This window comes from Brevibacillus borstelensis (assembly GCF_003710865.1).
Lineage (GTDB): Bacteria > Bacillota > Bacilli > Brevibacillales > Brevibacillaceae > Brevibacillus > Brevibacillus borstelensis.
Map to the genome: position 1 here is coordinate 1 of NZ_RHHO01000027.1, position 24,959 is coordinate 24,959.

20 protein-coding genes, 1 riboswitch and 1 other annotated feature are annotated in these 24,959 nt (G+C 51.5%); of the genes, 15 read left to right on the forward strand and 5 right to left on the reverse strand.

Translation table 11 applies throughout. From position 1 onward, the window contains the following. Positions 1-95: 95 nt before the first annotated feature. Complete coding sequence (locus tag EDM54_RS13560; RefSeq protein ID WP_122958339.1) at positions 96-647, forward strand: methylated-DNA--[protein]-cysteine S-methyltransferase; 552 nt, start codon at positions 96-98, stop codon at positions 645-647. Positions 648-1,044: 397 nt separating this feature from the next. Further along, positions 1,045-2,046, forward strand: coding sequence for an amidase domain-containing protein (locus EDM54_RS13565; RefSeq protein WP_003392221.1), 1,002 nt, complete (start codon positions 1,045-1,047; stop codon positions 2,044-2,046). A 64-nt stretch (positions 2,047-2,110) separates the two neighbouring features. Here EDM54_RS13565 and EDM54_RS13570 read toward each other — a convergent pair whose 3' ends face one another. After that, positions 2,111-2,797: a ferric reductase-like transmembrane domain-containing protein gene (locus EDM54_RS13570; protein ID WP_003392219.1), complete on the reverse strand. Its 687-nt coding sequence runs from the start codon at positions 2,795-2,797 to the stop codon at positions 2,111-2,113. A 426-nt stretch (positions 2,798-3,223) separates the two neighbouring features. On the opposite strand from EDM54_RS13570, the gene trmL reads away from it, so the two are divergent. The 5 genes from trmL (at position 3,224) to yhbH (ending at position 9,426) form a co-directional block, all read left to right on the forward strand. Beyond that, positions 3,224-3,694 (forward strand): tRNA (uridine(34)/cytosine(34)/5-carboxymethylaminomethyluridine(34)-2'-O)-methyltransferase TrmL, encoded by a 471-nt coding sequence (trmL, locus tag EDM54_RS13575; protein WP_003392216.1) that lies wholly within the window; start codon positions 3,224-3,226, stop codon positions 3,692-3,694. Positions 3,695-3,744: 50 nt separating this feature from the next. Next, on the forward strand, positions 3,745-4,470 hold the full coding sequence (locus tag EDM54_RS13580) for an HAD family hydrolase (RefSeq protein WP_003392214.1): 726 nt from the start codon (positions 3,745-3,747) through the stop codon (positions 4,468-4,470). A 373-nt stretch (positions 4,471-4,843) separates the two neighbouring features. Then, on the forward strand, positions 4,844-5,635 hold the full coding sequence (locus tag EDM54_RS13585; RefSeq protein ID WP_003392212.1) for a hypothetical protein: 792 nt from the start codon (positions 4,844-4,846) through the stop codon (positions 5,633-5,635). Positions 5,636-6,284: 649 nt separating this feature from the next. After that, positions 6,285-8,183, forward strand: a complete 1,899-nt coding sequence (gene prkA, locus EDM54_RS13590) for an ATP-dependent protease PrkA (protein WP_003392210.1) — start codon at positions 6,285-6,287, stop codon at positions 8,181-8,183. A gap of 82 nt (positions 8,184-8,265) precedes the next feature. Next, positions 8,266-9,426 carry a sporulation protein YhbH gene (gene yhbH, locus EDM54_RS13595; RefSeq protein ID WP_122958340.1) on the forward strand — a complete coding sequence of 387 codons (1,161 nt, stop codon included), beginning with the start codon at positions 8,266-8,268 and terminating at the stop codon, positions 9,424-9,426. A gap of 529 nt (positions 9,427-9,955) precedes the next feature. Here the strand turns inward: yhbH and EDM54_RS13600 are convergent. Both EDM54_RS13600 and EDM54_RS13605 read right to left on the reverse strand, forming a co-directional pair. Continuing rightward, positions 9,956-10,435 (reverse strand): SRPBCC family protein, encoded by a 480-nt coding sequence (locus EDM54_RS13600; protein WP_024985504.1) that lies wholly within the window; start codon positions 10,433-10,435, stop codon positions 9,956-9,958. A gap of 321 nt (positions 10,436-10,756) precedes the next feature. Next, a complete protein-coding gene (locus EDM54_RS13605) occupies positions 10,757-11,029 on the reverse strand; it encodes a hypothetical protein (RefSeq protein WP_141334227.1) in 273 nt (90 codons plus the stop codon). Between the two features lie 36 nt (positions 11,030-11,065). On the opposite strand from EDM54_RS13605, the gene EDM54_RS13610 reads away from it, so the two are divergent. Further along, positions 11,066-11,335: a hypothetical protein gene (locus tag EDM54_RS13610; RefSeq protein WP_122958342.1), complete on the forward strand. Its 270-nt coding sequence runs from the start codon at positions 11,066-11,068 to the stop codon at positions 11,333-11,335. A 100-nt stretch (positions 11,336-11,435) separates the two neighbouring features. Here EDM54_RS13610 and EDM54_RS13615 read toward each other — a convergent pair whose 3' ends face one another. Further along, a complete protein-coding gene (locus EDM54_RS13615; protein ID WP_024985505.1) occupies positions 11,436-11,828 on the reverse strand; it encodes a hypothetical protein in 393 nt (130 codons plus the stop codon). Between the two features lie 245 nt (positions 11,829-12,073). Here EDM54_RS13615 and EDM54_RS13620 point away from each other — a divergent pair, with 245 nt between their 5' ends. The 6 genes from EDM54_RS13620 to EDM54_RS13645 all read left to right on the forward strand — a co-directional run bounded on the left by EDM54_RS13620 (position 12,074) and on the right by EDM54_RS13645 (position 18,729). Next, positions 12,074-12,364 (forward strand): WGxxGxxG family protein, encoded by a 291-nt coding sequence (locus tag EDM54_RS13620; RefSeq protein ID WP_003392197.1) that lies wholly within the window; start codon positions 12,074-12,076, stop codon positions 12,362-12,364. A gap of 360 nt (positions 12,365-12,724) precedes the next feature. Further along, on the forward strand, positions 12,725-13,411 hold the full coding sequence (locus EDM54_RS13625; RefSeq protein ID WP_003392195.1) for an ArsR/SmtB family transcription factor: 687 nt from the start codon (positions 12,725-12,727) through the stop codon (positions 13,409-13,411). A 259-nt stretch (positions 13,412-13,670) separates the two neighbouring features. Beyond that, positions 13,671-15,800 (forward strand): sensor domain-containing protein, encoded by a 2,130-nt coding sequence (locus EDM54_RS13630; protein ID WP_031933501.1) that lies wholly within the window; start codon positions 13,671-13,673, stop codon positions 15,798-15,800. A 154-nt stretch (positions 15,801-15,954) separates the two neighbouring features. After that, a complete protein-coding gene (locus tag EDM54_RS13635; RefSeq protein ID WP_003392191.1) occupies positions 15,955-16,443 on the forward strand; it encodes a ferritin family protein in 489 nt (162 codons plus the stop codon). Positions 16,444-16,718: 275 nt separating this feature from the next. Beyond that, positions 16,719-16,960 (forward strand) — a binding site (T-box leader). An 87-nt stretch (positions 16,961-17,047) separates the two neighbouring features. Next, entirely contained in the window at positions 17,048-17,548 is a 501-nt protein-coding gene (locus EDM54_RS13640; RefSeq protein WP_003392188.1) for an Lrp/AsnC family transcriptional regulator, read from the forward strand. Then, a complete protein-coding gene (locus tag EDM54_RS13645; protein ID WP_003392186.1) occupies positions 17,545-18,729 on the forward strand; it encodes an aminotransferase in 1,185 nt (394 codons plus the stop codon). Before EDM54_RS13640 ends, EDM54_RS13645 begins: the two co-directional genes overlap by 4 nt. 93 nt (positions 18,730-18,822) lie before the next feature. Here the strand turns inward: EDM54_RS13645 and EDM54_RS13650 are convergent, their stop codons facing one another. Next, on the reverse strand, positions 18,823-20,265 hold the full coding sequence (locus tag EDM54_RS13650; protein ID WP_003392184.1) for an amino acid permease: 1,443 nt from the start codon (positions 20,263-20,265) through the stop codon (positions 18,823-18,825). A 115-nt stretch (positions 20,266-20,380) separates the two neighbouring features. Further along, positions 20,381-20,569, reverse strand: a riboswitch (Lysine riboswitch). 378 nt (positions 20,570-20,947) lie between these two features. Here EDM54_RS13650 and EDM54_RS13655 point away from each other — a divergent pair. Next, on the forward strand, positions 20,948-24,829 hold the full coding sequence (locus tag EDM54_RS13655; RefSeq protein WP_122958343.1) for a cadherin-like beta sandwich domain-containing protein: 3,882 nt from the start codon (positions 20,948-20,950) through the stop codon (positions 24,827-24,829). Positions 24,830-24,959 lie beyond the last annotated feature (130 nt).

Below are 24,959 nucleotides of genomic sequence, written 5' to 3' on the forward strand. Positions count from 1 at the left end.
TCTGCGGAAAGGGACTGTTTCCCGGGAAAAAACGGAAGAGATCAGTTAGCACACGTTTACAGGAGAAGAAAAAACGGCAAGGGAGGAATGATAAAGTGGGACAAACGATAGGTTACACCACCATGGACTCACCGATCGGACCGTTGTTATTAGCTTCTACAAAGGAAGGGCTGTGCTATATTGAATTTGGAGACGAGGAATCCGCGCTTCCTCTGCTGCAGCGGTGGGCTCGCAAAACCTTTCTCGGCGCAAATCTGGAGAAAGATGCTGCATTGAATCAGGCTGTGCAAACTGAGCTGGAAGAGTATTTTGCCGGAAAGCGGACGCGGTTTGACGTTCCGATTCTACTGTTCGGGACCCCATTTCAAAAAGCTGTGTGGAATGAGCTTACCCGGATCGGGTATGGGGAAACAAGATCGTACAAGGAGATCGCTTTGGCCATCGGGCAGGCAAAAGCGGTCCGGGCGATTGGCGGGGCGAATAACCGCAACCCGATTCCGATCATCGTTCCTTGCCATCGGGTAATCGGTTCAAATGGAGCGCTTGTCGGTTACGGAGGCGGCTTATCCATTAAAGAGCAACTATTAGCTTTGGAAGGAGCAGGAAACCCCGCTCCTTCCATCGAATCAGCAAAAGCTATCCGCTAGTCCGGATAGCTTTTTTATTGGTTTTGCGAGCATCTGGAACATCGAGAATAGAAAGATCCAAGTGTGACTCGGCTTTCCGGCTGTTCCAAAAACAGCCGCGGAGGAGGGCTCCTGCTGGTATCTTTTTCTTCTGAATCAATGTGTCGGATCATATTTTATCAGCATGGAAGGCATGCATGAAATAAAAGGTATGTGGCAGGACGTACAGGTTTGTGACAAGACGCATTGGAGCCTGAGCCTGAAGAGACAACAGACGCCTGACGAGAGATACAGGCTACCTGACAGGACACACAGTAGCTTTACAGAACACCCAGGAGCCCGGCAGGAGACACAGGAGCCTGACAGGACGCACAGGAGCCCGGCAGGACAGACTAGAAAGAGGGGAGGAAGTGCATTGGTGAACCGGCAGGATTCAGCGGCGGCTGTGAATCAAGAAGAATGGCAGCAGTTTCTAAAGGACTATCTGGATGACGTTCACCGCTACGGAGTTGATCAGGGTTACGAACGCATCTGGCCGTTTTGGAAAGAAGGGAAAATACGGGAATCGCTCTTTTGGAGACAGTGGCAGCGCTGGGAAGATCAGCTTCAGGAGAGAGGGGCGGTTACTACCGCTGTTCACGGGCGTGCCATCCCCCTCTTCTGGATGGAAAAGGGCAGAGAAATTCAGCTTTGCATGAGCTGGAACGTCCAGCGATGGTATACATTAAAGGGAGAGAGCAGAGTAGAGGAAGCAGAGAGAATTTTGCGTGTCATCCTGAACCGCGCAGACGGAGGATGGCATGTCGATCATATCGAAGAAATCAAAGGTGACGGAGCCTTGTCTGACGAAACGAAAGAAACGCTGTCAACTCTAGAAGAACCCGAGGATAATCTCCTCCCTACTCTTTTCGTGCACGGAGCAGGAGGATACAATTCGGGTCGGGCTATCGCGTATGCGGAGAGATACTGGAATACAGCCAATCCTGCCTATCCGCTCTTTACTGATAACTGTACGAACTTTATCTCGCAATGCTTGCATGCAGGCGGGATTCCGATGCTTTTTTCCCGGGAACAGGGGAAGGGCTGGTGGATGCGGGGCAGCGGAAAAGGTGCCAACTGGAGCTACAGCTGGACGGTGGCACATAGTTTATATTTGCTCTTAAAGTCTGGCCGGCCGCCGATGCGGGCAGTGGCAGTGCCCTCTGTCGAGCAGTTGGAGCCGGGAGATATCATCTGCTATGATTTTAACGGCGACGGACGATTCCAGCACAATACCATCGTCGTGGCAAAAGACGCGAACAACATGCCTCTGGTCAATGCAAATACAACCAACAGCCGCCTGCGTTACTGGGACTACCGCGATTCGACGGCCTATACCCCGCAAATCCGGTACGCTTTTTTTCGCATCCGTGGAACGTGATCGGATGCGGAGTCTGTTGGCTATCCATAAACAAGACAGGGCCTCTCTGTGCGAGAGGCCTTATTCATTTTGTCCGGCGCAAGAAGACGGTTTTTACAAAGGCAATGAGACGAATGGCGACGACAATTCCGGCTATCCACAAAAAATCGCCCGGAGTATGCGGTTCGCCTTTTATCGAATTCACATAGATGAGGGCGTGAAACACGACCAGGACAAATAACAGGAAATTGCTCATGTGGATGCGTTTCCAGCTGGAGCCGCCAAGCAGCTTCTCTGCATAGCGGGAAGACGTAATCCAGAGACAGAACAGGAGGATAAAAGCAATCAGACCCATGTAGTTGGCTATGCCGGTAAAAGTAAAATTGGGAGACAGTCCGCCGCCGTAGACACTGGCGTCCAGGAAGAAAAGACCGAGCCACCCTTTTGCGGTTATATCGCTTTGCAAAAAATGCAGCTGAGGCCCTTTTTCGAAAATAAACAGGACGAGTGCGACGTGGACCAGTGCACACACGCCGCCGATAATGCCCAAGTCTCTTCGGAGCAACAAAAGCTGGGGGGCAAAGCGCGCAAGCCACTGTTTGATTGGACCGAGCAGCAAAGTGAGGCTGATCAGCAGGAATGCCAAATATCCGGAAATCATACTCAGGGCTTCAGGCGTGCGGAAAAAAGAAAATTGCGGCCACTTGATCCAAAATACAGCAAGGAGAAAAAGCAGACTGACGATAAAGGCAAGGAAACGAAACAAACGCATTTGCAAGGCCACTCCCTTTCGGTGCGATACCCGTTTTCTTTTTGATGCAGGACACCTCTGATTTGTTACAGGAAGTGGCGTCTTCAAAAGCAATGTTCGTTACACGCTTGTTGGAAAGTGAAGGTTATTGCGATTGCAAGAGTGGGCGGATTTCCTCCTTCAGAACCTGCTGGATAGGAATGATCCGATAAGAAGATGATCTCCTAAGAGGATGAGATGAATAGCGGATTTTATGAAAAAGGGATGATAAGAAAAACTTGTTTTATGAAAAAGGCGATACGATACAAAACGGATGAAGCGAATCAGTGTTAAACGCGGAGCCTGTTACAAAGCCATTCCAACGGGGCAAACGGGTGGCCTTCCCTATGTCTGTTTATGTATAATAGAGGATGTTTGAAAGTCCGGTAACCAAGGAGATTTTTGATTATGCCGTTACACATCGTCCTTCATGAGCCGCTCATCCCTGCCAACACGGGAAATATTGCCCGTTCCTGTGCTGCTACGGGTGCGCATTTGCACTTGATTCATCCGCTCGGCTTTTCCACAGACGACCGCTATTTAAAGCGGGCAGGTCTTGATTACTGGCACGCGGTACAGGTGCATCACTACGATGATTTCGACCATTTCGTCCGCGAGCAGGGGGAAAACGCCGGTACGTTTTACTTCGTGGAAACGTGGGGAGAAAAGCTTTACACGGAGGTTTCCTTCCGTGATGGCGATTATATCATTTTGGGCAAGGAAACAACCGGTCTTCCGGAGGAGTTGACAGACCGATACCGGGAACAGACGATTCGCATTCCGATGAGCGGCGCCACCCGATCCGTCAATTTGTCCAATTGCGCTGCCATTGTCCTGTTTGAAGGGCTCAGACAGCTGGGCTTCCCCGGACTCAAATAACGAGCATGACCCGTAGCCTGACAATCATCCAAACAAGGGAGAGAACGTACATGAACACGACAACGATCCTATTTGACCTCGATGGAACACTGCTGGAAATGAGGACGGACCCGTTCGTAAAAGGATACCTGAAGGAACTGGGGCAGTATATGGGGGATAACTACGATAGTCAGGCGCTGCTCGGGATCATTTGGGAAGCGACCAAAACGATGATCATGAACCAGGACCCCGAAAAAACGAATGAGCAAGTCTTCATCGAATACTTTGCAGAGCACAGCCCTTGGTCAAAGGAAGAGCTGTGGCCGCTGTTCGACAAGTTTTATCAAGAAGTGTTCCCATCGCTCTCCCATCTGACGCATCCGTCCCCTTGGGCGAAAAAAATTATTGAAGCGGCAAAAGAGCAAGGGTATCGTGTAGCTGTCGCCACGAATCCGGTTTTTCCGCGTGATGCCATTCATAGCCGGTTGGCCTGGATTGAACTGTCTCCGGACGATTTTGAGCTGGTCACAGTCTACGAGGAGTCCCATTTTACCAAGCCGAATCCGGGCTACTTCCAGGAGATCTGCAGCAAGCTGGGAGTCAAGCCTGAGGAATGCGTCATGGTCGGCAACCACATGCAGGAAGATATGGTCGCCAGCAAAGTGGGGATGAAGACGTTCCTCGTGACAAATTGGCTGGAGGATCGCGGAGAGCCGCAATATCCAGTCGATCAACAGGGAACGCTCGAGGAGCTTTATACGGCGATCACGGAGCGGACAGGCCTGTTTGCCAAGTAATGCTGAAGGCAGCGATTTATACTGAAAGATTGAGCAGGTACCAGGTGCCTGCTCTTTTTGTGGTGGTTGGACCACCGCCATACTGCGCCGCAATTTAACTCAGAATTGGAGCACGTTCAGATTGCGCCGGCGACGTAGGTCGGAAGGGACGCATGTTCAGATCGCATGGCGAGAAAATCCGAGAGACACACGTACGGTTTTCACCCAGCGACGTACGCCGTAGGAGAAGCGCATGCTCAGATTGCGTATATTGCTGCTGCAGCAGACAAGCCACAATCTTTCATTGTTATCCCATCATTTTCACATAGTTCTTGGCTACTCTATTCCTGCACCAGGAAATCTGGAGATGGCAAGAGTGAAGGAGAGGGTTTTGATGAAAAAATGTGTGTCTTCCATTTTGTCATTGAGCCTGCTTTTGGGAGGCGTATCCGTTGTCAACGCAGCGGAAGTGCCATCCGTGGACAAGGCAGCTCATGCAAAAGCGAGCAAACCTGCAAACACCGGGAAACAGGCAAAGGCTGAAGCGCGCCAGCAGCATCTGGACAAAATCAAAGCGCTCGCAGAAAAATGGGGCATTGATACCACGAACATGACAGTCGAGCAAATGAAAGAGGCCTACAAAGCGAAGCGTGCGGAATTGAACGCGGAGAAATTGGCCAAGCTCAAGGAAAAGGCCCAAAAGTGGGGCATACAGCTCGATGGAAAGACGGCTAAAGAAGTGAAGGCAGCCGTAAAGGCAAAACAAGCGGAAAAGCACGAGCAGCAGCTGGCCAAGCTTGTGGAAAAGGCCGGAAAAGCGGGGGTAGAAACATCTGCTGGCCAGACTCCGAAGGAAATCAAACAGATGATCCAGGCCAAAAAGGCCGAAACCAAACAGCAGCGTCAAGCCAAACAGGCAGAGCATATTGCCAAGCTGCAGGAAAAGGCGGCTCAGCTGGGGACCGATGCAACTGGAAAAACAGCAAAAGAGCTGAAGGAAGCGATCAAAGCGAAAAAGGCCGAAATGAAAGCAGCGAATAAAGCCGAAAAAAAGGCTGAGAAACAAGCAGAGAAGCAAGCGAGCAAAGAGGCAAAGCAAAAGGCGAAGCAAGAAGCAAGGCAACAGGAAAAACAAGCACCAAAACAAGCACCAAAACAAGCAGCTCAGCAACAGAATCAGGTGTAACAACCCTCGTAGTGGGTCTTGGGGAATGGAGTCATCGTGTTTCGATGGCTCCTTTGTTTCGATCAAAAGGATAAGGGAGCGAAGGCTTCGGCGAAAAGCTTGACCTATCCAAGTTTCGCGATCAAAAAAAAAAAAACAGGATGCCTGTCAAAGGCAGCCTGTTTTTTTCCTGGGAGCGATGTGAAAAGGAAAGCCTCAATTAAGCTTGGCCTTACAGATTCCAGGTCTTGTCTTCGTTATATCCTGCCGTCAGAATGAAAAACAGAAATGCGGCAAAGACCAATCCTACGATAAACGTACCCATGTTGGACTGCTCCTTTCGTTACCAAACTACTCCCATTATAACCTAGCCTTCCCTGTTTGCAAGGGAAATACGGAGAGCGCTTTCTGTCATTCTGATGAATTTTTTGGCGCCGTTTTCCAGAGGGAACGGGCAGCGATACAGGCCCATGCCAAAACGCTTATCCGATCATCAAGTTCGCTGAAACATGTGTCGTCTTCGCGCATACAGATAGGAAAAGACAGCAAAAATGTCGTGTCTTTGGTTGAGAGCAGCTTCGATAAGAATGCGTGGCCGCTGGCGGACATATACATGAAAGTACATGGTCGTTCGCGAAGAGAGAGGGCTTAAGAGGGAGGAGAGACGAGCATGGACATTTTAAAGCGCATCGCCGAGCATCGGGCCCGAGAAGAAAAGATGATGTGGAAAGGCACATTTGCTGAATATCTGGAACTGGTTCGTAAAAATCCGCAGATTGCCCAGACTGCTCACTCACGCGTCTATAATATGATCAAGAGTGCCGGCGTAGAGGAAAACGAGGACGATAGCCGCTCCTATCGTTTTTTTAGTCGGGAGATTTTTGGTCTGGATCGCGCGATTGAACGATTGGTGGAGGAATATTTTCACTCTGCCGCCCGCCGATTGGATGTACGCAAGCGGATTTTGCTATTGATGGGCCCGGTCAGCGGCGGGAAATCGACGATTGTGACGATGCTCAAAAAGGGATTGGAGGAGTATTCCCGGACAGATGAGGGAGCCGTTTATGCACTGGACGGATGCCCGATGCAGGAAGAGCCGCTCCATCTGATTCCGCATGAATTGAGACCGGAAATTGAGGAAGAGCTGGGGATCAAGATCGAAGGGGAATTGACTCCTTATAATCGCATGCGTCTGGAAACCGAGTTCGGAGGGCGTATTGAAGACTTCCCCGTCAGGCGAATCTTTTTCTCGGAGGCGGAGCGTGTCGGGATCGGAACCTTCAGTCCATCTGACCCCAAGTCTCAGGATATTGCTGATTTGACGGGAAGCATCGATTTTTCCACCATCACGAAATACGGCTCGGAATCGGACCCCCGCGCCTACCGCTTCGATGGCGAGCTGAACAAGGCCAACCGGGGCCTTATGGAATTCCAGGAAATGCTGAAGTGCGATGAAAAATTTCTTTGGCACCTGCTCTCGCTCACACAGGAAGGCAATTTCAAGGCTGGACGCTTTGCCTTGATTTCTGCCGATGAGCTAATCGTCGCGCATACGAACGAGTCAGAGTACAAAGCTTTTATTGCCAATAAAAAGAACGAAGCGCTGCAATCCCGCATCATCGTCATGCCGATCCCCTACAATTTGCGGGTGAGCGACGAGGAAAAAATATATGCAAAGCTGATCAAGCAGTCTGATCTGGGACACGTGCATATCGCTCCGCACGCGCTGCGGTCGGCGGCAACCTTCTCCATTTTGACCCGCCTGAAGGAGTCAAAGAAACAAGGAGCCGATCTGCTGAAAAAGATGCGTCTCTACGATGGCGAGTCGGTGGAGGGCTTCAAGGGTTCCGATCTGGACGAACTGAGAAACGAGCATGCTGACGAAGGGATGTCGGGCATCGATCCCCGCTACGTGATCAACCGTATCTCCAGCGCGCTGATCCGACGGGATACGGAGTGCATCAACGCGCTCGATATTCTGCGCGCGTTGAAGGAAGGCTTTGACCAGCATCCGTCCATCACCAAGGAGCAGCGGGAGCGTTATCTCAACTTTATTTCCATGGCTCGCAAGGAATACGACGAATTGGCCAAAAAAGAGGTTCAGAAGGCGTTCGTCTACAGCTACGAGGAGTCCGCCAAAACGCTGATGGACAATTACCTCGACAATGTGGAAGCCTACGCCAACATGAATAAGCTCCGCGACCCGGTCACCGGCGAGGAGATGGACCCGGATGAGCGCTTGATGCGTTCCATTGAAGAGCAGATCGGCATCTCGGAAAATGCGAAGCGGGCATTCCGTGAAGAAATTTTGATCCGGATTTCCGCGTACGCCCGCAAAGGAAAGCGATTTGACTACAGCACGCATGACCGGCTCCGCGAAGCGATCGAGAAAAAGCTGTTTACCGATTTGAAGGACGTCGTCAAAATTACGACCTCCAACAAAACGCCGGATGAACATCAATTGAAAAAGATCAATGAAGTAACCCGAAGGTTGATCGATGAGCATCACTATTGCCCTGTTTGTGCCAACGAGCTGCTGCGATATGTAGGCAGTCTGCTGAATAGGTAAAAGGGGGCACCCAAAGGGCACTTTTGGATCTGGCTTGACGATGAAGTAATTCGGCGCAGCTGCGCCAGTAGGAGGGGACCCTATGGAGGATTCGGTACCGTTTGTCGTCTCCAGGGAAGACTGGTCGCTGCACCGCAAAGGGTACCAGGACCAAACCCGCCACCAGGAAAAGGTGAAGGAAGCGATCAAGAAGAACTTGCCTGACCTGGTCAGCGAAGAAAATATCATCATGTCAAACGGGCGTGACGTGATTAAAATTCCGATTCGCTCTCTGGATGAATACCGGCTGCGGTACAACTTCCAAAAAGGAAAGCATGCCGGGCAAGGAAAAGGGGACACCAGAGTAGGGGATGTCATTGCCAAGGACGGCGATCACGCCCAAGGGGCCGGGAAGGGCCAGGGCGCCGGCGACCAGCCGGGCGTCGACTATTTCGAAGCGGAAATCACCGTGGAAGAGCTTGAGGAAATGCTCTTTTCGGAGCTGGAGCTGCCGAATCTCCAGCGCAAGGACGAAGACCAGATCGTGATCGAAGAGACGCGGTTTAACGACGTTCGCAAAAAAGGCTTGATGGGCAATATTGACAAAAAGCGGACATTGATCGCGGCGATTCGTCGCAATGCGCTGGCCGGGTACAGCGACATGGAGCTGGGGATCAGCGACGACGACCTGCGATTCAAAACGTGGGAGGAGATCATCAAGCCGCACTCCAATGCTGTGATCATTGCGATGATGGATACGTCGGGAAGTATGGGGGTTTTTGAAAAGTACATCGCCCGCAGCTTCTTTTTCTGGATGGTTCGCTTTCTGCGGACCAAGTACGAGAAGGTGGACATTGCTTTTATCGCCCATCATACAGATGCCAAGGAAGTGCCGGAAGAAGTGTTTTTCTCCAAGGGCGAAAGCGGGGGAACGATTTGTTCGTCGGCCTACAGAAAGGCGCTGGAAATCATCGACAGCCGCTACCCGCCCTCACAGTACAACATATATCCGTTTCACTTTTCCGACGGCGACAACCTGACTTCAGACAATGAACGCTGCGTCAAGCTGGTCAAGGAATTGATGGAGCGGTGCAATATGTTCGGGTATGGGGAGGTCAATCAATACAACAGGCACTCCACTTTGATGTCCGCTTATCGGCACATCAAGGACCCGAAGTTCATGCATTGCGTGATCAGGGAAAAAGGCGAGGTATACAAAGCGCTGCGGACGTTTTTTGGGAAGAAGGAAGAGATTGTGAGGTAGCGGGAGAAGTAATACGTCAAGGTATCCAAAGTAAATGCATCTCTGCAAGAGGTAATAAAAACGCCTTTTCTCAAATGGGGGGAGGCGTTTTTTCATGGGGAGCTGCTGTTTCGGCTCCCTTTTTCCCTGAACGGGTAGGCAGTCAACCTTCGATAGCAGACGCGGATTCCATGCTGTTGTATGCTTTGTTTTGCCCGTTGTACATTGTCTTCTGATCCGTTGATAGAACGCTGTGTGCGATGAAAGTCGCCCGCACGGTGTAGGTTGTCATTACAGGTGGAAAGAACGAAGGTGAATCAAATGTGATTACTCACACTGTCATGTAATCCATCAACGGCCCTCGGGAAGTCCCGGCGGCATTTATTAACGCCAGGACGATGAGCCGGCCTCGAACCTGATCGGGGACGACGTTAAGCGATGACTGGACAAAAAAGAGCGGCAGCTAGGAGTAAGAATGACGTCCTAGAATGCCGTTTGTCCCGTTAAACGGTCGTTCTCGTCTGCATGAATGATGTATTTCTTGAGTAAATTATTCAATGTATTCGGCGAGGTTCTCCAGGCTAGATCTTAAACCAACGTCGTGATCTTCCTTTCGAATACCTTCAGGTACGTTCTCACATTGAATGGTAACAGCAGTGCCTTCTGGAACGGCTGCTAAAGTCCATGTCATGATCATCTCCCCTGAAAATTGGGGGTCGTCGGACTGAAAAATTACTGCTTGTACAATTCGCTCATCTGGGGTAAGCTCTAAAAATTTACCATTGACGACATCGGCATGTTCCGAGGTTTTACCACGGGTTGAATGGTCTTTATCGAGATAGGTTAGAGACATTTGATAAGATCCACCGACACGAGCCTCAAACTTTAAGATTTGGCCACTCATCCCCTTTGGGGGCAGCCACGAAATCAGAGCCACCGGGTCCACGAGGGCCTCATAGATTTTGCTTGGGGATGCCTTGATGATTCTCGAAGCAGTGTCGGTTCTCCTCTTGCTCGATGGGGTTGTCACTGCTTTCAACCTCCTTTTTTAGATGTCATGGTCAGTAAATTACTATGTGTAATATACTAGCACACAGATTGTGTTCTCATTTCTTTTGAATTGCTTAGTTTTCGTATGAGAGTATCGTGCCCTGGCACATTTCGATTTCTTTATCCTGACCGTTCGTTTTGCAGCTTTTGATGAAGTTTCTCCCCAATATCTGGAAACACCGGAGGCCGCGTCAGTGAACACGAAATATTCACATCGCTCCAAGAAGCAATAAAAACGCCTTTTCTCAATTCGAGAGAGGCGTTTTTACATGGAGAGAAATATACATCAACATCCATTCCGTTACTTGACTGTCAACCTAACATCCATCGTCTTGCTTCTATGCTGATTCCATGTTGCCAACGTTTCAAATGTGTAATCTGCTGTGCCGGGTATCTCGGTTTTCAACGTTGTGTCATTTGCCCAATCCAGCGAAATGATCGGGATTGTAAACTCCGGTGCAGTCAACATGCTGGCCAATTCGTTTTTGCTTTGAAATTCTGCCAAGGTAAATGGCTCTGTGCGAATCACCATGACACTGTTTCTGACAACCTCCGTCCCTTCATTTCTCCCCAATAGGACAGCTACATAGTTGCCGTCGGGGGAAAAAATATGTCTCTGAAAAATGCTGCCGGAATGCAAGTGGATAACCTTCTGTTCATCGTTTTTAATCTGGACCAATGCGTGGTCACAAAGCTTTGCACCGCAGGAGTAGCGAATATCTGCGTAGATATCCCCGGATTTTTACGTGAATGCATGTGTCTGTACGCGTTTGAATTCAATTTCCCGCTCCGTTTGATCAACCTGATGGAGGTAGTCGTTGAGTGGGTTTTGGATGGTTGCCTGATTGAAAGGTTCACCAGCATCGGGAGCACAGCCTGAAATCAGCAGGAGAGCTAAGGACATTGTCAAACAGGATTGACATATTTTTCACATGAACATAGCTCCCTTAGGTTTTTAAAACTTGTCGTTCAAGAGAGACCTATTGCTTCTTTGCTTTCCACAACTGCACCAGATTCAGACCATAATAAGAAATAAACAGGCCTAGAATAAAGAAAGCCATGACGATGCCGTAGTCATCGCCGGAAACCTCGTAACTGACAACAGTCCGTACTCCATACCTTATTGCCATGTAGGCTAAGACAAAGAGAAGCACAAACCCGTATCGCAGCCATTTGCTCTTATTTTGCATGCTCTCTTTTTTCAGCTTCATCAGATAGCGCAAGTATCCGACGATTATGCCAATAACGAATATCACGACAAACAGATAGCGCAGTGGGTGCACGTCGATAAAAGTTTTGGCAATGGTCGGTATGGCACACGTCAACAGGATCAACACGGCAATGATGTAAAAATTGATCGAGCGATTATTCAAGGGACAGAAAGCCTCCCATCAAAATTTTTTTAATCAGATGTAATAATACCATAAAATAGGAGTCATATGAACCTTGCCTGAATTTACATAAACAGTCCGAGGAACGACAGCAAGAAAAACTGGATTCTGCGCATCAGGTTGATTGCATTCTTCAGCAGAAGCGGACAGTCGCGGAGTGAATATTTTTCCCCTCCAATGGAAAATATGGCTAATAGCAAGTCAACAAAAAGTTTGGGGGGCTCTTCATGTTTAAAAAGATGAACGTTTTGGCACTGGCTTTGGTCCTGGCAGCAACTATGGGACTGACCGCTAACGCGGAAACCGGAGGCACAGGGAATGTAGGGGGAACCAATGCTCCCGGGAATATGACCGGAGCAGGTGGGCCCGGTAATGCGGGCGTCAATAATGTAAACCAGGGCACGTACAGAACAGCCGCTGCCGACAATGATACGGACTGGGGCTGGATTGGTTTGCTGGGCCTGGCTGGTCTTGCAGGCTTAATGGGCAGAAACAGAAATCGCGAACCTCAAAGATAGTAATAGGAACCTGCCTTGCAGCTATGAAAGCGCGCCTCTTAAAGCAGGCATTGGAGATCGCAAATGAAATCCAATGCTGCTTTAGGAGGTGTATTTTATTTTACGGTGCAGATTTGCTCCCGGACCGTGATCAGTTCAAACTGTGATGCCTGACCGGAACCGGTGAGATAAAGAACAGCTTTTCCATTTTCTGGATAAATCAGGCAACGATTTTTTCAGTATTGTATTGATTTTACATTTTGATTACTATCGAACTATGAATGCAGGATGCGGATGTCTCTGCAGCTTGCTTTTAGAATAGTATAAAATCGCTTCGGTTCATGTCGAAGTGTGCATGCAATGTGAAGGAGGAGTGCAGAAGTGAATTCAAGTCCGGATATTGTCGAAGTCGCTTCGCTGATCGGAGAACCGTCCCGTGTAGCGATCCTGATCAGTCTGATCGGGGGAAAAGCATTGCCTGCCAGCGAATTGGCCCGCATAGCCCGAATTACTCCGCAGACAGCCAGCTCTCATCTTGCCAAGCTGGTAGAAGGCGGTCTTCTGAGCCAGGAGTCTTATGGGCGCCATCGTTATTACCGGCTCGCCAATCCCGAGGTGGCGCATGCACTGGAAGCCTTGCAAGCAATTGCCGTGCCGAAACCGGTACGCTCGCTGCGGGAATCGGACCAGATGAAGGCCTTGCAATACGCACGCACTTGCTACGATCACCTCGCGGGCAAGATCGGCGTGGCCTTGACGGACAGGCTTCTCGAATTGGGGTTGATCCAGGAGTCGGGAAAGGACTTTCTGTTGAGTGCAGAAGGCAAAGCAAAGCTGCAGGCCCTGGGGGTTGAGGTCGATCCTCCCCCAAAAAGCCGCCGCCATTTTGCCCGTCAATGCCTGGACTGGAGTGAACGCCGCCATCACGTAGCAGGAAGCTTGGGGGCTTCGCTGACCAAACGGCTGTTTGAGCTGGGCTGGATCGAGCGACTTCCGGATGGGCGGGCTGTTCGCGTGACGGCTGCAGGCATCAGCGGGCTGTCAGAAGAATTTGGATTGAAGCTCTAATGAAACAAGGAGAGAAGAGGCGGGTCATGCCTTGTATGCCAATTCCGGCGTTGTCAAAATGGAGCTGCTGAAGAGAGAGGTATGACGATAATAACTTTTGTCAATTCGTACACTTTTCGTAACTTACCTCCGATTTGGTTGTCAACCTGTATAGATATGGTAAGGTAAAATGAAGCATCTCAATAATTTGCTCTTGTATACCCGCCGGAGCATTCGTTTTTGCGCTGGCGCATCCAATAAAAAGAATCGGTGATAAAACATGAGTACGGACGCATTTTCTGTGAAACAGGGGGAGCCAAAGGAGCTTTCACGGGAACAAACCGACAAACTAAAAGAGGTGGAGCGAGAGCTTGCCGATGTGAAGTACGCTCTCGACCAGTCCTCGATCGTTGCGATTACAGATCGCCGGGGAACGATTCTTCACGCGAATGATCAATTTTGCAAGATTTCCGGTTATTTGCGGGAGGAATTGATCGGCCAGGATCATCGCATCCTGAACGCGGGTTTTCACCCCAAGGAATTTTTCAAAGACATGTGGGCAACCATCGGATCGGGTGAGATCTGGCGCGGAGAGATTCAAAATCGGGCCAAGGACGGCTCGTTCTACTGGGTAGATACGACGATTGTTCCGTTTCTGGATGAAGAGGGCAAACCGTATCAGTACGTCTCCATTCGAAACGACATTACCGCACGCAAAAAAATGGAGGAGGAAGTCCGACAGAGTGAGGAAAAGTACCGGCTGATCACGGAGAATACGACTGACATGATCTCCGTGATTGATCGGGAAGGAAATTTTCTATACCTGTCCCCCTCGCATGAAACGGTGCTCGGCTACGATATCCGTAATGTCGGGGTCAACAATCTGCTCGCCTGGATCGAAGAAGAAGACCGCGAGATTATGGTCGAAGCCATTCAACATACGTTTTCGGCCCGAAAGAGCAGGCAGATTGAATACCGCCTCCGCACGCTCGAGCAGAAATGTATCTGGGTCGAAACGACGATCACTCCCGTAATGAGCGAGTCAGGAAATGTAAGAAAACTGGTTTTGGTTTGCCGTGAAATTACGGAGAGAAAGAAGTCGGAACAGACGATTCATCACCTGGCTTACCATGATACGTTGACTGACTTGCCAAATCGCAGACTGTTTGTGCAGTATCTCAGCAAGGAGCTGAACCAAGCCAAACGGGTCGGCTCCAAGCTCGCAGTGCTGTTCCTGGATTTGGATCGATTGAAGGACATCAATGACACATGGGGGCACGACGTCGGCGATTTGATTTTGCTGGAGGCGTCGAAACGGCTGAAAAGCTGTACACGCAAGCATGACATGGTGGCCCGCCTGGGCGGTGACGAGTTCACGATTGTCCTGCCCAATATCACGGGGCGCGATGAGGTGGAAGGGATTGTCTTTCGACTGCAAAGCGAGCTGCGCAAGCCTCTGGAGGTAGCCGGTCAGAGCTTTACCTTGTCCATGAGCATCGGGATCGCCATGTTCCCGGAAGACGGGGAACAGACGGATGATCTCCTGAAGCGCTCGGACACTGCTCTCTACGTAGTGAAATCGAGGGGACGAAATGGGTACGAGTTCTTCGATCCGACGATGGAGGTTAAGACGCTGGAGCGAATTCTGATGGAAAATGAACTGCGCAAAGCGATAGCGCAGGAGCATTTTGAAATCTATTACCAGCCGAAAAAAGACTTGTCTACAGGGAAGCTGACCGGGATGGAGGCGCTCGTGCGCTGGATTCATCCTGAACTGGGTGTGATTCCGCCCAACCGCTTTATCCCGATCGCTGAAGAAACGGGTATGATTATCGAGCTGGGCGAATGGATTTTGCGCCGTGCCTGTCAGCAAAATAAACGCTGGCAGGAGGAAGGATTTCCTCCGCTAAAAGTATCGGTAAACCTGTCGGCCCGCCAGCTTCACCAGAAAAATCTGGTCGAGGTGATCGAAGCCATCCTTCAGGAAACAGGTCTTGATCCGCAGTGGCTGGAGCTGGAGATCACGGAAAGTGTACTGGTCAAATTGGAAGAAGCCATCACCATTTTGCATGCGATACGCGAATCAGGCGTTCAAATTTCCATTGATGATTTCGGAACAGGCTATAATTCTTTTAGTTATATTAAACATTTGCCAATCGATACGATTAAAATCGATGCTTCATTTATTCAGGATATCCATCAAAATCAGGAAAGCCAGGCGATTGTGAAAGCCATCGTGACGATTGCGGAAAGCCTCAATCTCAACGTCATCGCCGAAGGTGTCGAGCTGCTCGATCAGGTAGCGGCGCTAAGCGAGAACGGGTGTGATCAAGGTCAGGGCTATTTGTTCAGCAAGCCTCTGCCGACGCGGGATTTTGAACATTACTTGCTTGCTGTTCAAAACAACTGACTGGCTCTTGGAAGGGACGCAGCGGACAGGATGGCTAAAGGGGGCGGAAGCGTAGGGAACGCAATCCTTTCGCGAGAGCATAGTTGGGCGCACCACCTCTTGGGCGCGACATAAGCTATGGTATAAACACCTATACCGTCTGGAGGTAGAAGGCATGTACGGATACCCCGTCAACTATGTTCATTGGCCCTTGCCTGTCCAGGATGGCGGAAGACGCAGGGCTGTTGATACAACAGATCGCTCGCTGGCTGCGGAAATCCTGCAGGCAGTCCATCGGGAGGAGCGGGCTGGAAATTTCTACACGCGCCTGGCAGAACTAGCCCCTACGGAAAATGTGAAAGTTTTGATTACGATCATCAAGGACGAACGGCTCAAGCATCTGCAAAACTTTTCGCAGCTGTATTCTCGGTTGACCGGTCGAGAACCGCAGCTTTTGCGTGAGCCTGTCCCGGCGCCCGAGTCATTTCAACGAGGCGTAGAGCTGGCCATCCGCGACGAGCTGGAGGCGGTCGATTCTTATCGGGATATCGTTGAGCGAGCTACCGATCCCCGCATCAGAAGGGCTTTTCAGCGGGCAGCAGAGGATGAGCAGCGGCATTCCACCTGGTACGCCAATATTTTGCTTTCCCAGGGAAGCTCATAAAAAGATATTTTTCATAGTTCATGAGAGCCAAATCAGTTGCTGATTTGGTTTTTTGTTGCATATGCGCCGGATTTGTCCCACGTCCAGCAACAATTCACTGCAAGCGATTTTTGGTTGGCCCTATGCATTGTTGAAAAAAACGGAAGCTTGTTCAATGCTTATAAACAAAGGGATGTGAAGGGGGATGGAAGAGACTCCCAGGCAACCCTTTGTTGACAACAGCCCGAGAACTTTTTATAATCTGAGACATTCCCGAAATGCAAAGATGAACACCACATATCGCTTGGAAAAGGAAGAGTAAAAGAGGGCACTGACGCCCAGAGAGCCTGCCTGAATGCTGTGAAGGCGGCCGTCACCTCTCTTTGAAGCCGCCTTGGAGCTCTGCTTTTGAACCGTTCAGTAGAAAGCAGCGGACAGGACTCCGTTATCAGTCGCAAGTCTATGGAAGACTTCATGAGTCTGTTTTTCGTGAGGAAAACAGAAAGCTGAGTGGTACCGCGAACAGATCGCCTCAGCAACCGACAATCCGGATAAAGCCGGGTCGGTTGCCGGGGCGTTTTTTATTCACGGGCACACAACATGAATGGAATGGAGTGGAAAGGAAATGGATCGACAGAAGCAACGCGAGCTGCTGCGGCTCCTGGAAGAGGACAGCCGTCGCAGCGCCGAACAGATCGCCAGATTGATGGGAGTATCGCAGGCGGAGGTGGAAGAGGCAATCGCCGCGCTGGAAAACGAAAAAGTGATCGTGAAATACCCGGCGCTGATCAACTGGGAGCTGGTCGAGGACCATCCGTACGTCACGGCTATGATCGATGTCAAGGTAACGCCGAAGCGCGATGTCGGCTTTGACGAGGTGGCGGATCGCATCTGTCGCTTTCCTGAGGTCCAGGCTGTCTACCTGATGTCCGGAGCCAGCTACGATTTGTCTGTCGTGCTGGAGGGCAAAACGATGCGGGAAGTGGCTGCATTCGTTTCGCAGAAGCTGGCGACGATGGATTCGGTCGTATCGACAGCGACGCACTTTATTTTGAAAAGATACAAGCATGACGGCATCCAGTTTGAGGACCGGGATGAGGACCGCAGGATGGTGGTCACCCCATGAGTCAGCACACTGTGTTACGAAACCGCCTGTCGCAAACTGTTGCTTCGCTCAAGCCGTCCGGCATCCGCCGCTTCTTTGATCTGGCGGCTTCGATGGAGGGCGTCATCTCGCTCGGCGTAGGGGAGCCGGACTTTGTCACTCCTTGGCGTGTCCGGGAAGCATGCATCTCATCGCTGGAGCGGGGCTATACGGCCTACACGTCCAATGCCGGGCTGTTGGAGCTCAGAAAAGAAATTCACAAATACCTGGAGGAGCGCTTCTTTGTTTCGTATCATCCGGAGACAGAAATGCTGATCACTGTCGGGGCCAGTGAAGCGATTGACATCGCGCTGCGCGCCATCATCGACCCGGGCGACGAGGTGCTGGTGGTCGAGCCCTGCTACGTATCATACGAGCCGGTTATCCGGCTGGCTGGCGGGGAGCCTGTCTTCCTGCGGACGAACGCTGAGCAGCAATTCAAGCTGACGCCGGAGGAGCTGGAAGCCCACATCAGCCCGCGGACCAAAGCGATTATCTTCTGCTACCCGAACAACCCGACGGGCAGCACGATGACTGCCGAGGAGTGGAGCAAGCTGCTTCCGGTGATTGAAAAGCACGATCTGCTGGTCATCTCCGACGAGATTTACGCCGAGCTGACCTATGGAAGAATGCACGACAGCATCGCGGCTCTGCCGGGGATGAAGGACCGGACGATCTTGATTTCCGGCTTTTCCAAGGCATTTGCGATGACGGGATGGCGGCTCGGCTATGTCTGCGCTTCTCCCGACCTGCTTGCGGGGATGCTGAAAATCCATCAGTACACGATGCTGTGCGCGCCGGTAATGGCTCAAATGGCTGCCTTGGAAGCGCTGCGTCACGGACAGGCAGACATGGAGCGGATGGTGGAGAGCTACCGTCAGCGCCGCAATTTCGTCGTTCAAGGGTTTCAGGACATCGGCCTGGCCTGCCATGAGCCGGAGGGAGCCTTCTACGCGTTTCCTTCCATTCGCTCTACGGGCCTGGAGGCAGCCGAATTTGCCGAACGCCTGCTGATGGAGGAAAAGGTGGCAGTGGTGCCGGGTGATGTGTTTGGCGACTGCGGCAAGGGCCATATTCGCTGCTCCTATGCGACTTCGCTGGAACAGCTGCAAAAGGCGCTGGAGCGGATGGGACGTTTTGTCCAAAAGGTTTCTGCCAAATAAGATTGGCGTGCATGGAAAAAGGCCGGGAGCTGATCCCGGCCTTGCCTGTTGGATGGTGAGCACATCATTGCAGGAGAGCAGGAGAGCCGCCGCTTATGATTGCTCGTTGGTCAAATCCACTTTGTGCAGCGGAACGACCTTGGTTTTTTTCGTGTATTTGTAGCCCAGCCAGACGAGGATGAAGAGCGGCAGGCCGATGTACGATACAAGTGCGCCGCCCCAGTCGATCGTCTCGCCGGTAAAGGCGGTGTAGTTTTGGCCAAGCACGACGATGAGGCAGATGATGAAGGCGAGGATCGGTCCAAACGGGAACCATTTCGCCCGGTAAGGCAGTTGCTTCAGATCGTAGCCTTGTGCCAGATAAGCCTTGCGGAAGCGGTAGTGGCTCACCGCAATCCCGAGCCAGGCGATAAAGCCGGACATCCCGGAAGCATTCAAGAGCCAGACGTAGACGGTGCCATCCCCGAACAGCGAGGACAGAAAGGCAAACATCCCGATAAGCGTTGTCAGCAGGAGGGCGTTGGTCGGCACGCCACGGCTGTTCACTTTGGCAAAAAGCTTGGGAGCTCTTCCTTCTTTGGCGAGAACATACAGCATCCGCGTAGACGCGTACATCCCGGAGTTGCCCGCCGAGAGGACGGATGTCAAAATGACGGCGTTCATGACAGAAGCGGCAAAGGCAAACCCCGCTTTTTCAAACACCAGCGTGAACGGGCTGACTGCAATGTCCGTAATGTCGCTGTTTATGAGATTCGGATTGTCGTACGGGATCAGCATCCCGATGACGAAGATCGCAAAAATATAGAACAGCAGGATGCGCCAAAAGATTTGCTTGATGGCTTTCGGAATGTTGCGGGCCGGGTCCTCGCTCTCGCCTGCGGCAATCCCGACCAGCTCGGTTCCCTGGAAGGAAAAGCCGGCGATCATGAAGACGCCGAGCATCGCCATAAAGCCGCCGCTGAACGGCGCATCTCCCTTGGTAAAGTTGTGGAAGCCGACTGCTTCGCCGCCCATAATGCCAAAAATCATCAATACGCCGACGATGATAAAGATGATGACCGTACTTACTTTGATCAAGGAAAACCAATATTCGGATTCGCCGTATCCTTTTACTGATAACATATTTAAGCCAAACATAAGGACGAGGAAAAGCGCGCTCCAGAGAATGGACGGCGTGTCCGGGAACCAGTATTTCATGATGAGCGCACCGGCTGAAAGCTCGACGGCAATCGTGATCGCCCAGTTGTACCAGTAATTCCATCCGAGCGCGAAGCCGAGGGACGGATCGACAAATTTGGACGCATAAGTGCTGAAGGAGCCGGATACCGGCATGAACGCCGCCATCTCACCGAGGCTCGTCATCAGGAAAAAGACCATCAGGCTGATCGCTATATAGGCAACCAAAGCACCGCCCGGACCGGCAGAGTGAATGGAGCCGCCGCTCGCCAGGAAAAGTCCGGTACCGATCGATCCGCCGATGGCGATCATCGTCAAGTGACGGGCTTTCAATCCGCGTTGCAATTGATTGGAAGACATAAAATAAAAACACGACCTTTCTCTTGATTTGCGGGAAGGAAGGCCGGAAATAAAAATACCACCACAAGCCAAAAACGGCAAAAGGGCGGTATGATCCAATCCCCACCAAGCCTTCACGGAAGATAGCACACCACGCTTGCTCGGCTGGCAAACGTGACAGTTCTGTCCCTTGTCGGGTACAGCCCCAGCCTGTGTGTACAGAGAATACACGGCAGACTTCGGCAGCTTTTCCTTCTTCTGGAGTCATCAATCTTCTCTGGATCTCGTACAGAATAATATAAAAGCCGCGACCTCTATCCTCATCGTGTCTGATGAGGATAATTGCTATGAGATTATGTTATGGTTCAAGTATATGGGTTTTTCCTTTAAAATCAAGTGTGATTTTGTGGCAGTGAGGTCCGGGACATCGCGACGGTCTATTATTTTTGGTTTATCGAAGCTGGAGAAGGGTACGAAGGAAAAGAGGGCCATGCTCTGACAGTATGAAGATTATGGTGTGGATATGACAGCTAATGGGATCGCAGGCTGCAAAAAAATGTGTAACAGATGCTACAAAAACCATCTAGTCATCTGAGTCTTTATTCATGGTAAAATAGTACCATAATTAGGAATGTTAGATGTCTTCCCTTCAAAGACACTGCATAGCTCGAACGCAAATAAAGGAAAGAGGTGAGCCGTTTTCATGAAGCGGAGTCTGCATCGACTGTTTTTGATGTGCCTCGCATTTCTGATCTGCTTTACCGGTTTTTCGCTGGAATGGACAAGCAGTCCTGCTATGGCTGCGTCGGCGGTAAATCGCACGAACGATCCGTTAAACGGGGATTGGTCCAAGCCGTATGCCGTAAAGTACGATACGACAGAGGCCGATCTGATGGTCCGGGTCGGGGATATCGACAATCTGGGCGGAGGCTGGCCGAACGGCTACGATCCATTTTCGGGAAAAAGCACAGGGGCCCCATATCCGAAAGTAACTCACCAGCCGACCGATCCGGCAGGAACGGACCAGCTGATGGTGATCAGCTCCTTTCAATATCCGGATTTGCGGAACCCCAAAAATGATGCCAATGATCATGTGGCGGACGGCTATACCCGAAACAATTACAGCAAGACAGCCAATCCGGTCGTTCCCATCAAGGTAACCTTTGACACGAAAAACACCCCGATCGAAGGGGCCATTCTCCAGATGTTCATCAATGACTATCAGCCGCGGAAGTATCCGGGGCGGGTCAAATATACAGCCGAGCTGAACGGCGTCCGGGCGCCGTTTCTGGAGAACGTTATCAACTCGCTCAACCAGCATGGGCCGATCGGAAAGCTGATCAGCGTCCAAATTCCGGATGAATACCTGCCGCTCTTGAAGGACGGAAGCCTGACCATCCTTCTCGATGACAAGACGACGCGAAATCCGTACGGAGACGGCGCAGCCATCGATTTTGTCAAGCTGCTGATCAATCTCGGAGAGTACAAGCACACCGGTACGATCAAAGGCAAGGTTACGGATTCGGGCTCGCCTCCCAAGCCGCTCGCGGGTGCTGTCGTATCTGCCGGGGGAATTGTTTCGGCAGTGACGAATGCGAAAGGCGAGTACATCCTCCAGGATGTCCCCGCAGGTCTGGTCTCTGTGGAAGCGGCCAAGGACGGGTACATCCCGCAGCTCAAGCTGATTGAAAACTTTGAGGCAGGAGACACCGCTATACTGGACTTTCAGCTCGCCCCGCAGCCAAGCGACAACGCCTACCTGCAAAATCTGACGGTAAAAGGGGAGACACTGGTCCCGCTTGAGCCCGGCTTTGACAGGTCGCAAGGCAGCTATGACGTTCATTTGAACAGCCATGTCCAAACTGTTGCGATCACCCCCACGCTCGAAGACAGCAGGGCGAGCATGACCGTAAACGGAGAGGGTCATCAGAGCGGCACCCCCAAGGTGATCCCGGTCAAGCCGGGTGCGACCAAGGTCACGATCGTCGTCACGGCGCAGGACGGAAAGACGAAACGCACATACGAGGTGACGGTCCATACGCCGCTCACATCGGTGGACCTCGCCCGTTCCCTGTCCAAATCGGCGATCAAGCTGGGGGAAACGAGTGTAATCCGCTACACGGTCACGCCCAAGTCCTTTTCGACTGAGGGATTGGCCGACAAACCCGCCGGCAGAGCAACGGGGATTCGTCCGTTCTTTTTGCTGAATCAGCCGTTTGTCTACTCAAAAGGCTATGACATCGGTTATGAACTGGACAAAGTGAAGGTGAACGGAAAGGGGAATTCGAACAACGGCGGACTTGCTTTGGGTGGAAGAGGAAAAAGCCATTTTCTCAGTGTGATGAGATCGGGCTATAGCGGCGAAGTGTCTGTCAACCAACAGCTCACTGCGGAACCGAGCGCAAAGCAGGATGACATTTTGGACACGCTGAAAGATTTGATCCGCTCGGGAGTCAAGGAAATCACCATTCCCCTGGTAGACGAAAGCCAGCTCGCCGATATGCTGAAGGGCCGCGATTCGGTCACGGTCAACGCCTTTGCCACTTTTGGGTTGTCTGTAGTCAACAACAGGGTAATCGCTAATTTTGCGGGCTATGGTCCGCTGCCGGAGACATTCGCCGTCACGGACGTTACGCTGACCGAGCCGTTCCCTGCGGAGGTGCCAATCGAGAGCATCGATAAGTCGTGGAGCAAGCGAAGCGACAATGGGACGCTGACGCTGAAGCTTCCGGACATCACCTACGAGCGCAAAGGGGATGTGTATCAGGCTGCGCCCGTTTCGTTTGGCATAACCGTGAAGCCGACCAGGACCGGCACGTACCTGCTGTCCGACTCGCAGCTGACGTACCGGGAAGGAAACGCGGTCAACAGCCGTTTCTTCAACAATTTGACACTGCAGGTGGATACGAATATTCCGCCAGTGACAGGACTGAAGGTCACCCCGGAAAAAGCCTCGATCCTCGTAGGGGAGACGGTCGGCTTGAAGGCCAGAATTACGCCTGACAACGCCGATCAAAGCGTGATCTGGACGTCTGCTGACAGCAAGGTCGCTACAGTCTCCTCCAACGGCATCGTCACGGGGGTGAAGCCAGGGCGTGCGGTCATTACCGCCAGAACACCGGACGGCAAATTCTCCTCCTCAAGTGAGATTACGGTAACGAGCAAGCCAGTCCTCGACCTTGCTGCGAACAATGGCTGGGATGCGATGTATCCGGAAAAAGCGGTTGTAACGGCGGAAGTCATCGATTTTCCAGAGTCGTTCCCGATGAAGCTGACAGTCAAGGTTGGCGGTGCTGAGCTCCCCGCCTCAGCGCTGTATGAAGCAAAGCCGTCTTCTTTGGGAGATGGGCGACAAAAGGTCACCTATACATTTGAAGTGGAAGCGGCTCGCAAGAAAAGCGGCGAGGAAATCGGCGAAGTGCTGAGAGTGGGGCCGACGCCTGTCCAGGCAGAGGCGAAAAACGCCAGCGGCAAATCGGCCGATCCTGTGAGCAATACCTTGCTGCTGAATCCCGTAACGGCATTTGCAGCGACACTGGAGCGAGAGGGTTCGCCATTGAATCAAAAGGGCAGCTTGAAGGCAGAGCCGACAACGCTGGTCATGGAAGACGTGAAGTTTTTCTGGATGCCCGGTGTCGACCTTTCGGAGGTGGGCGCATCCTCCCCGTGGGTTCCTTTTAATCTGGGCAACAAGGCGACCGGCATTCCCTTGAATCCCTCCGGTCCGACCACGCTTGTCGTCGGGATGTTTCAGGACTTTAACCGCGATGGAAACTATGCCCAACCGGATGGGACACCGGATGAAAATGAAATTGTCGTTCGCGAGGTGTCATTGGGACAACCTATCGTTCCGCCTGATTTTGAACTGAGCCAGGGCTTGACGCTGCCGGACAGCGCAAAAGTCATTGTCACCCCTGTCATGGATACCGTTGACGAGCATACGCAATGGTTTTACAGAGTAGGGACGGGCGAGTGGCAGTCTTTCCCGGTGGCTTTCGACAAGAACGACAAGGGGAAGGCAAGAGGAGAGTTTTTGGTCGATTACGTAAAAGTGAACGGCAAATACGTGGATACGCCGGTTGCTGTAAAGGCGGTAAATCCGCTGAATGGCGACATCCATTTGGGGATTCCCACCGTAAAAACGGCGATCATAGAAGTGCCCAAACCGGGAAGCGGCGGCGGTGGGGGTGACCCGGATTATGATGATTTGCCCAACCTTTACGTTAGAGTGAACAACGGTACAGCAGCTTTGGAAAACAGGGCTGTTCAAGTGGAGATCGGGTATTCGTTCCGAGCAGAGAAGGATCTGGAGCTGGCTGCAGCGAGATATGCGATTGGCGATTCCGATGGGGATGCGGACTTGCTGAGAGAAATCGTTGCGGGTAAAGGAACCAGTATTCTGAACGGGAAGCAAAACAAAATCGTCAAAAACCTGAAGACAAGCTCCGGTCAAAGTCAAACGTATCAGATCGCGATCTTTGTGAAGGTGAATATTTATCACTCTTTAACAGGCGAGCTATTGGAGAGCAGGCCGTATCAGAAGATCGAAACGGTCACCGTCAAAGCGAAAAACAACTTGAACTAGCAAAAAGAACCTGGAGCTGTGAAAGGCTTCAGGTTCTTTTTGGCTTGATAGGGTCGTTTCTATTTTTGGCCCGTACGGGGAGGGGCGAGACGAGGGGGAAGGCCGAAAAAGCCGAGCATCCCCGGACTCG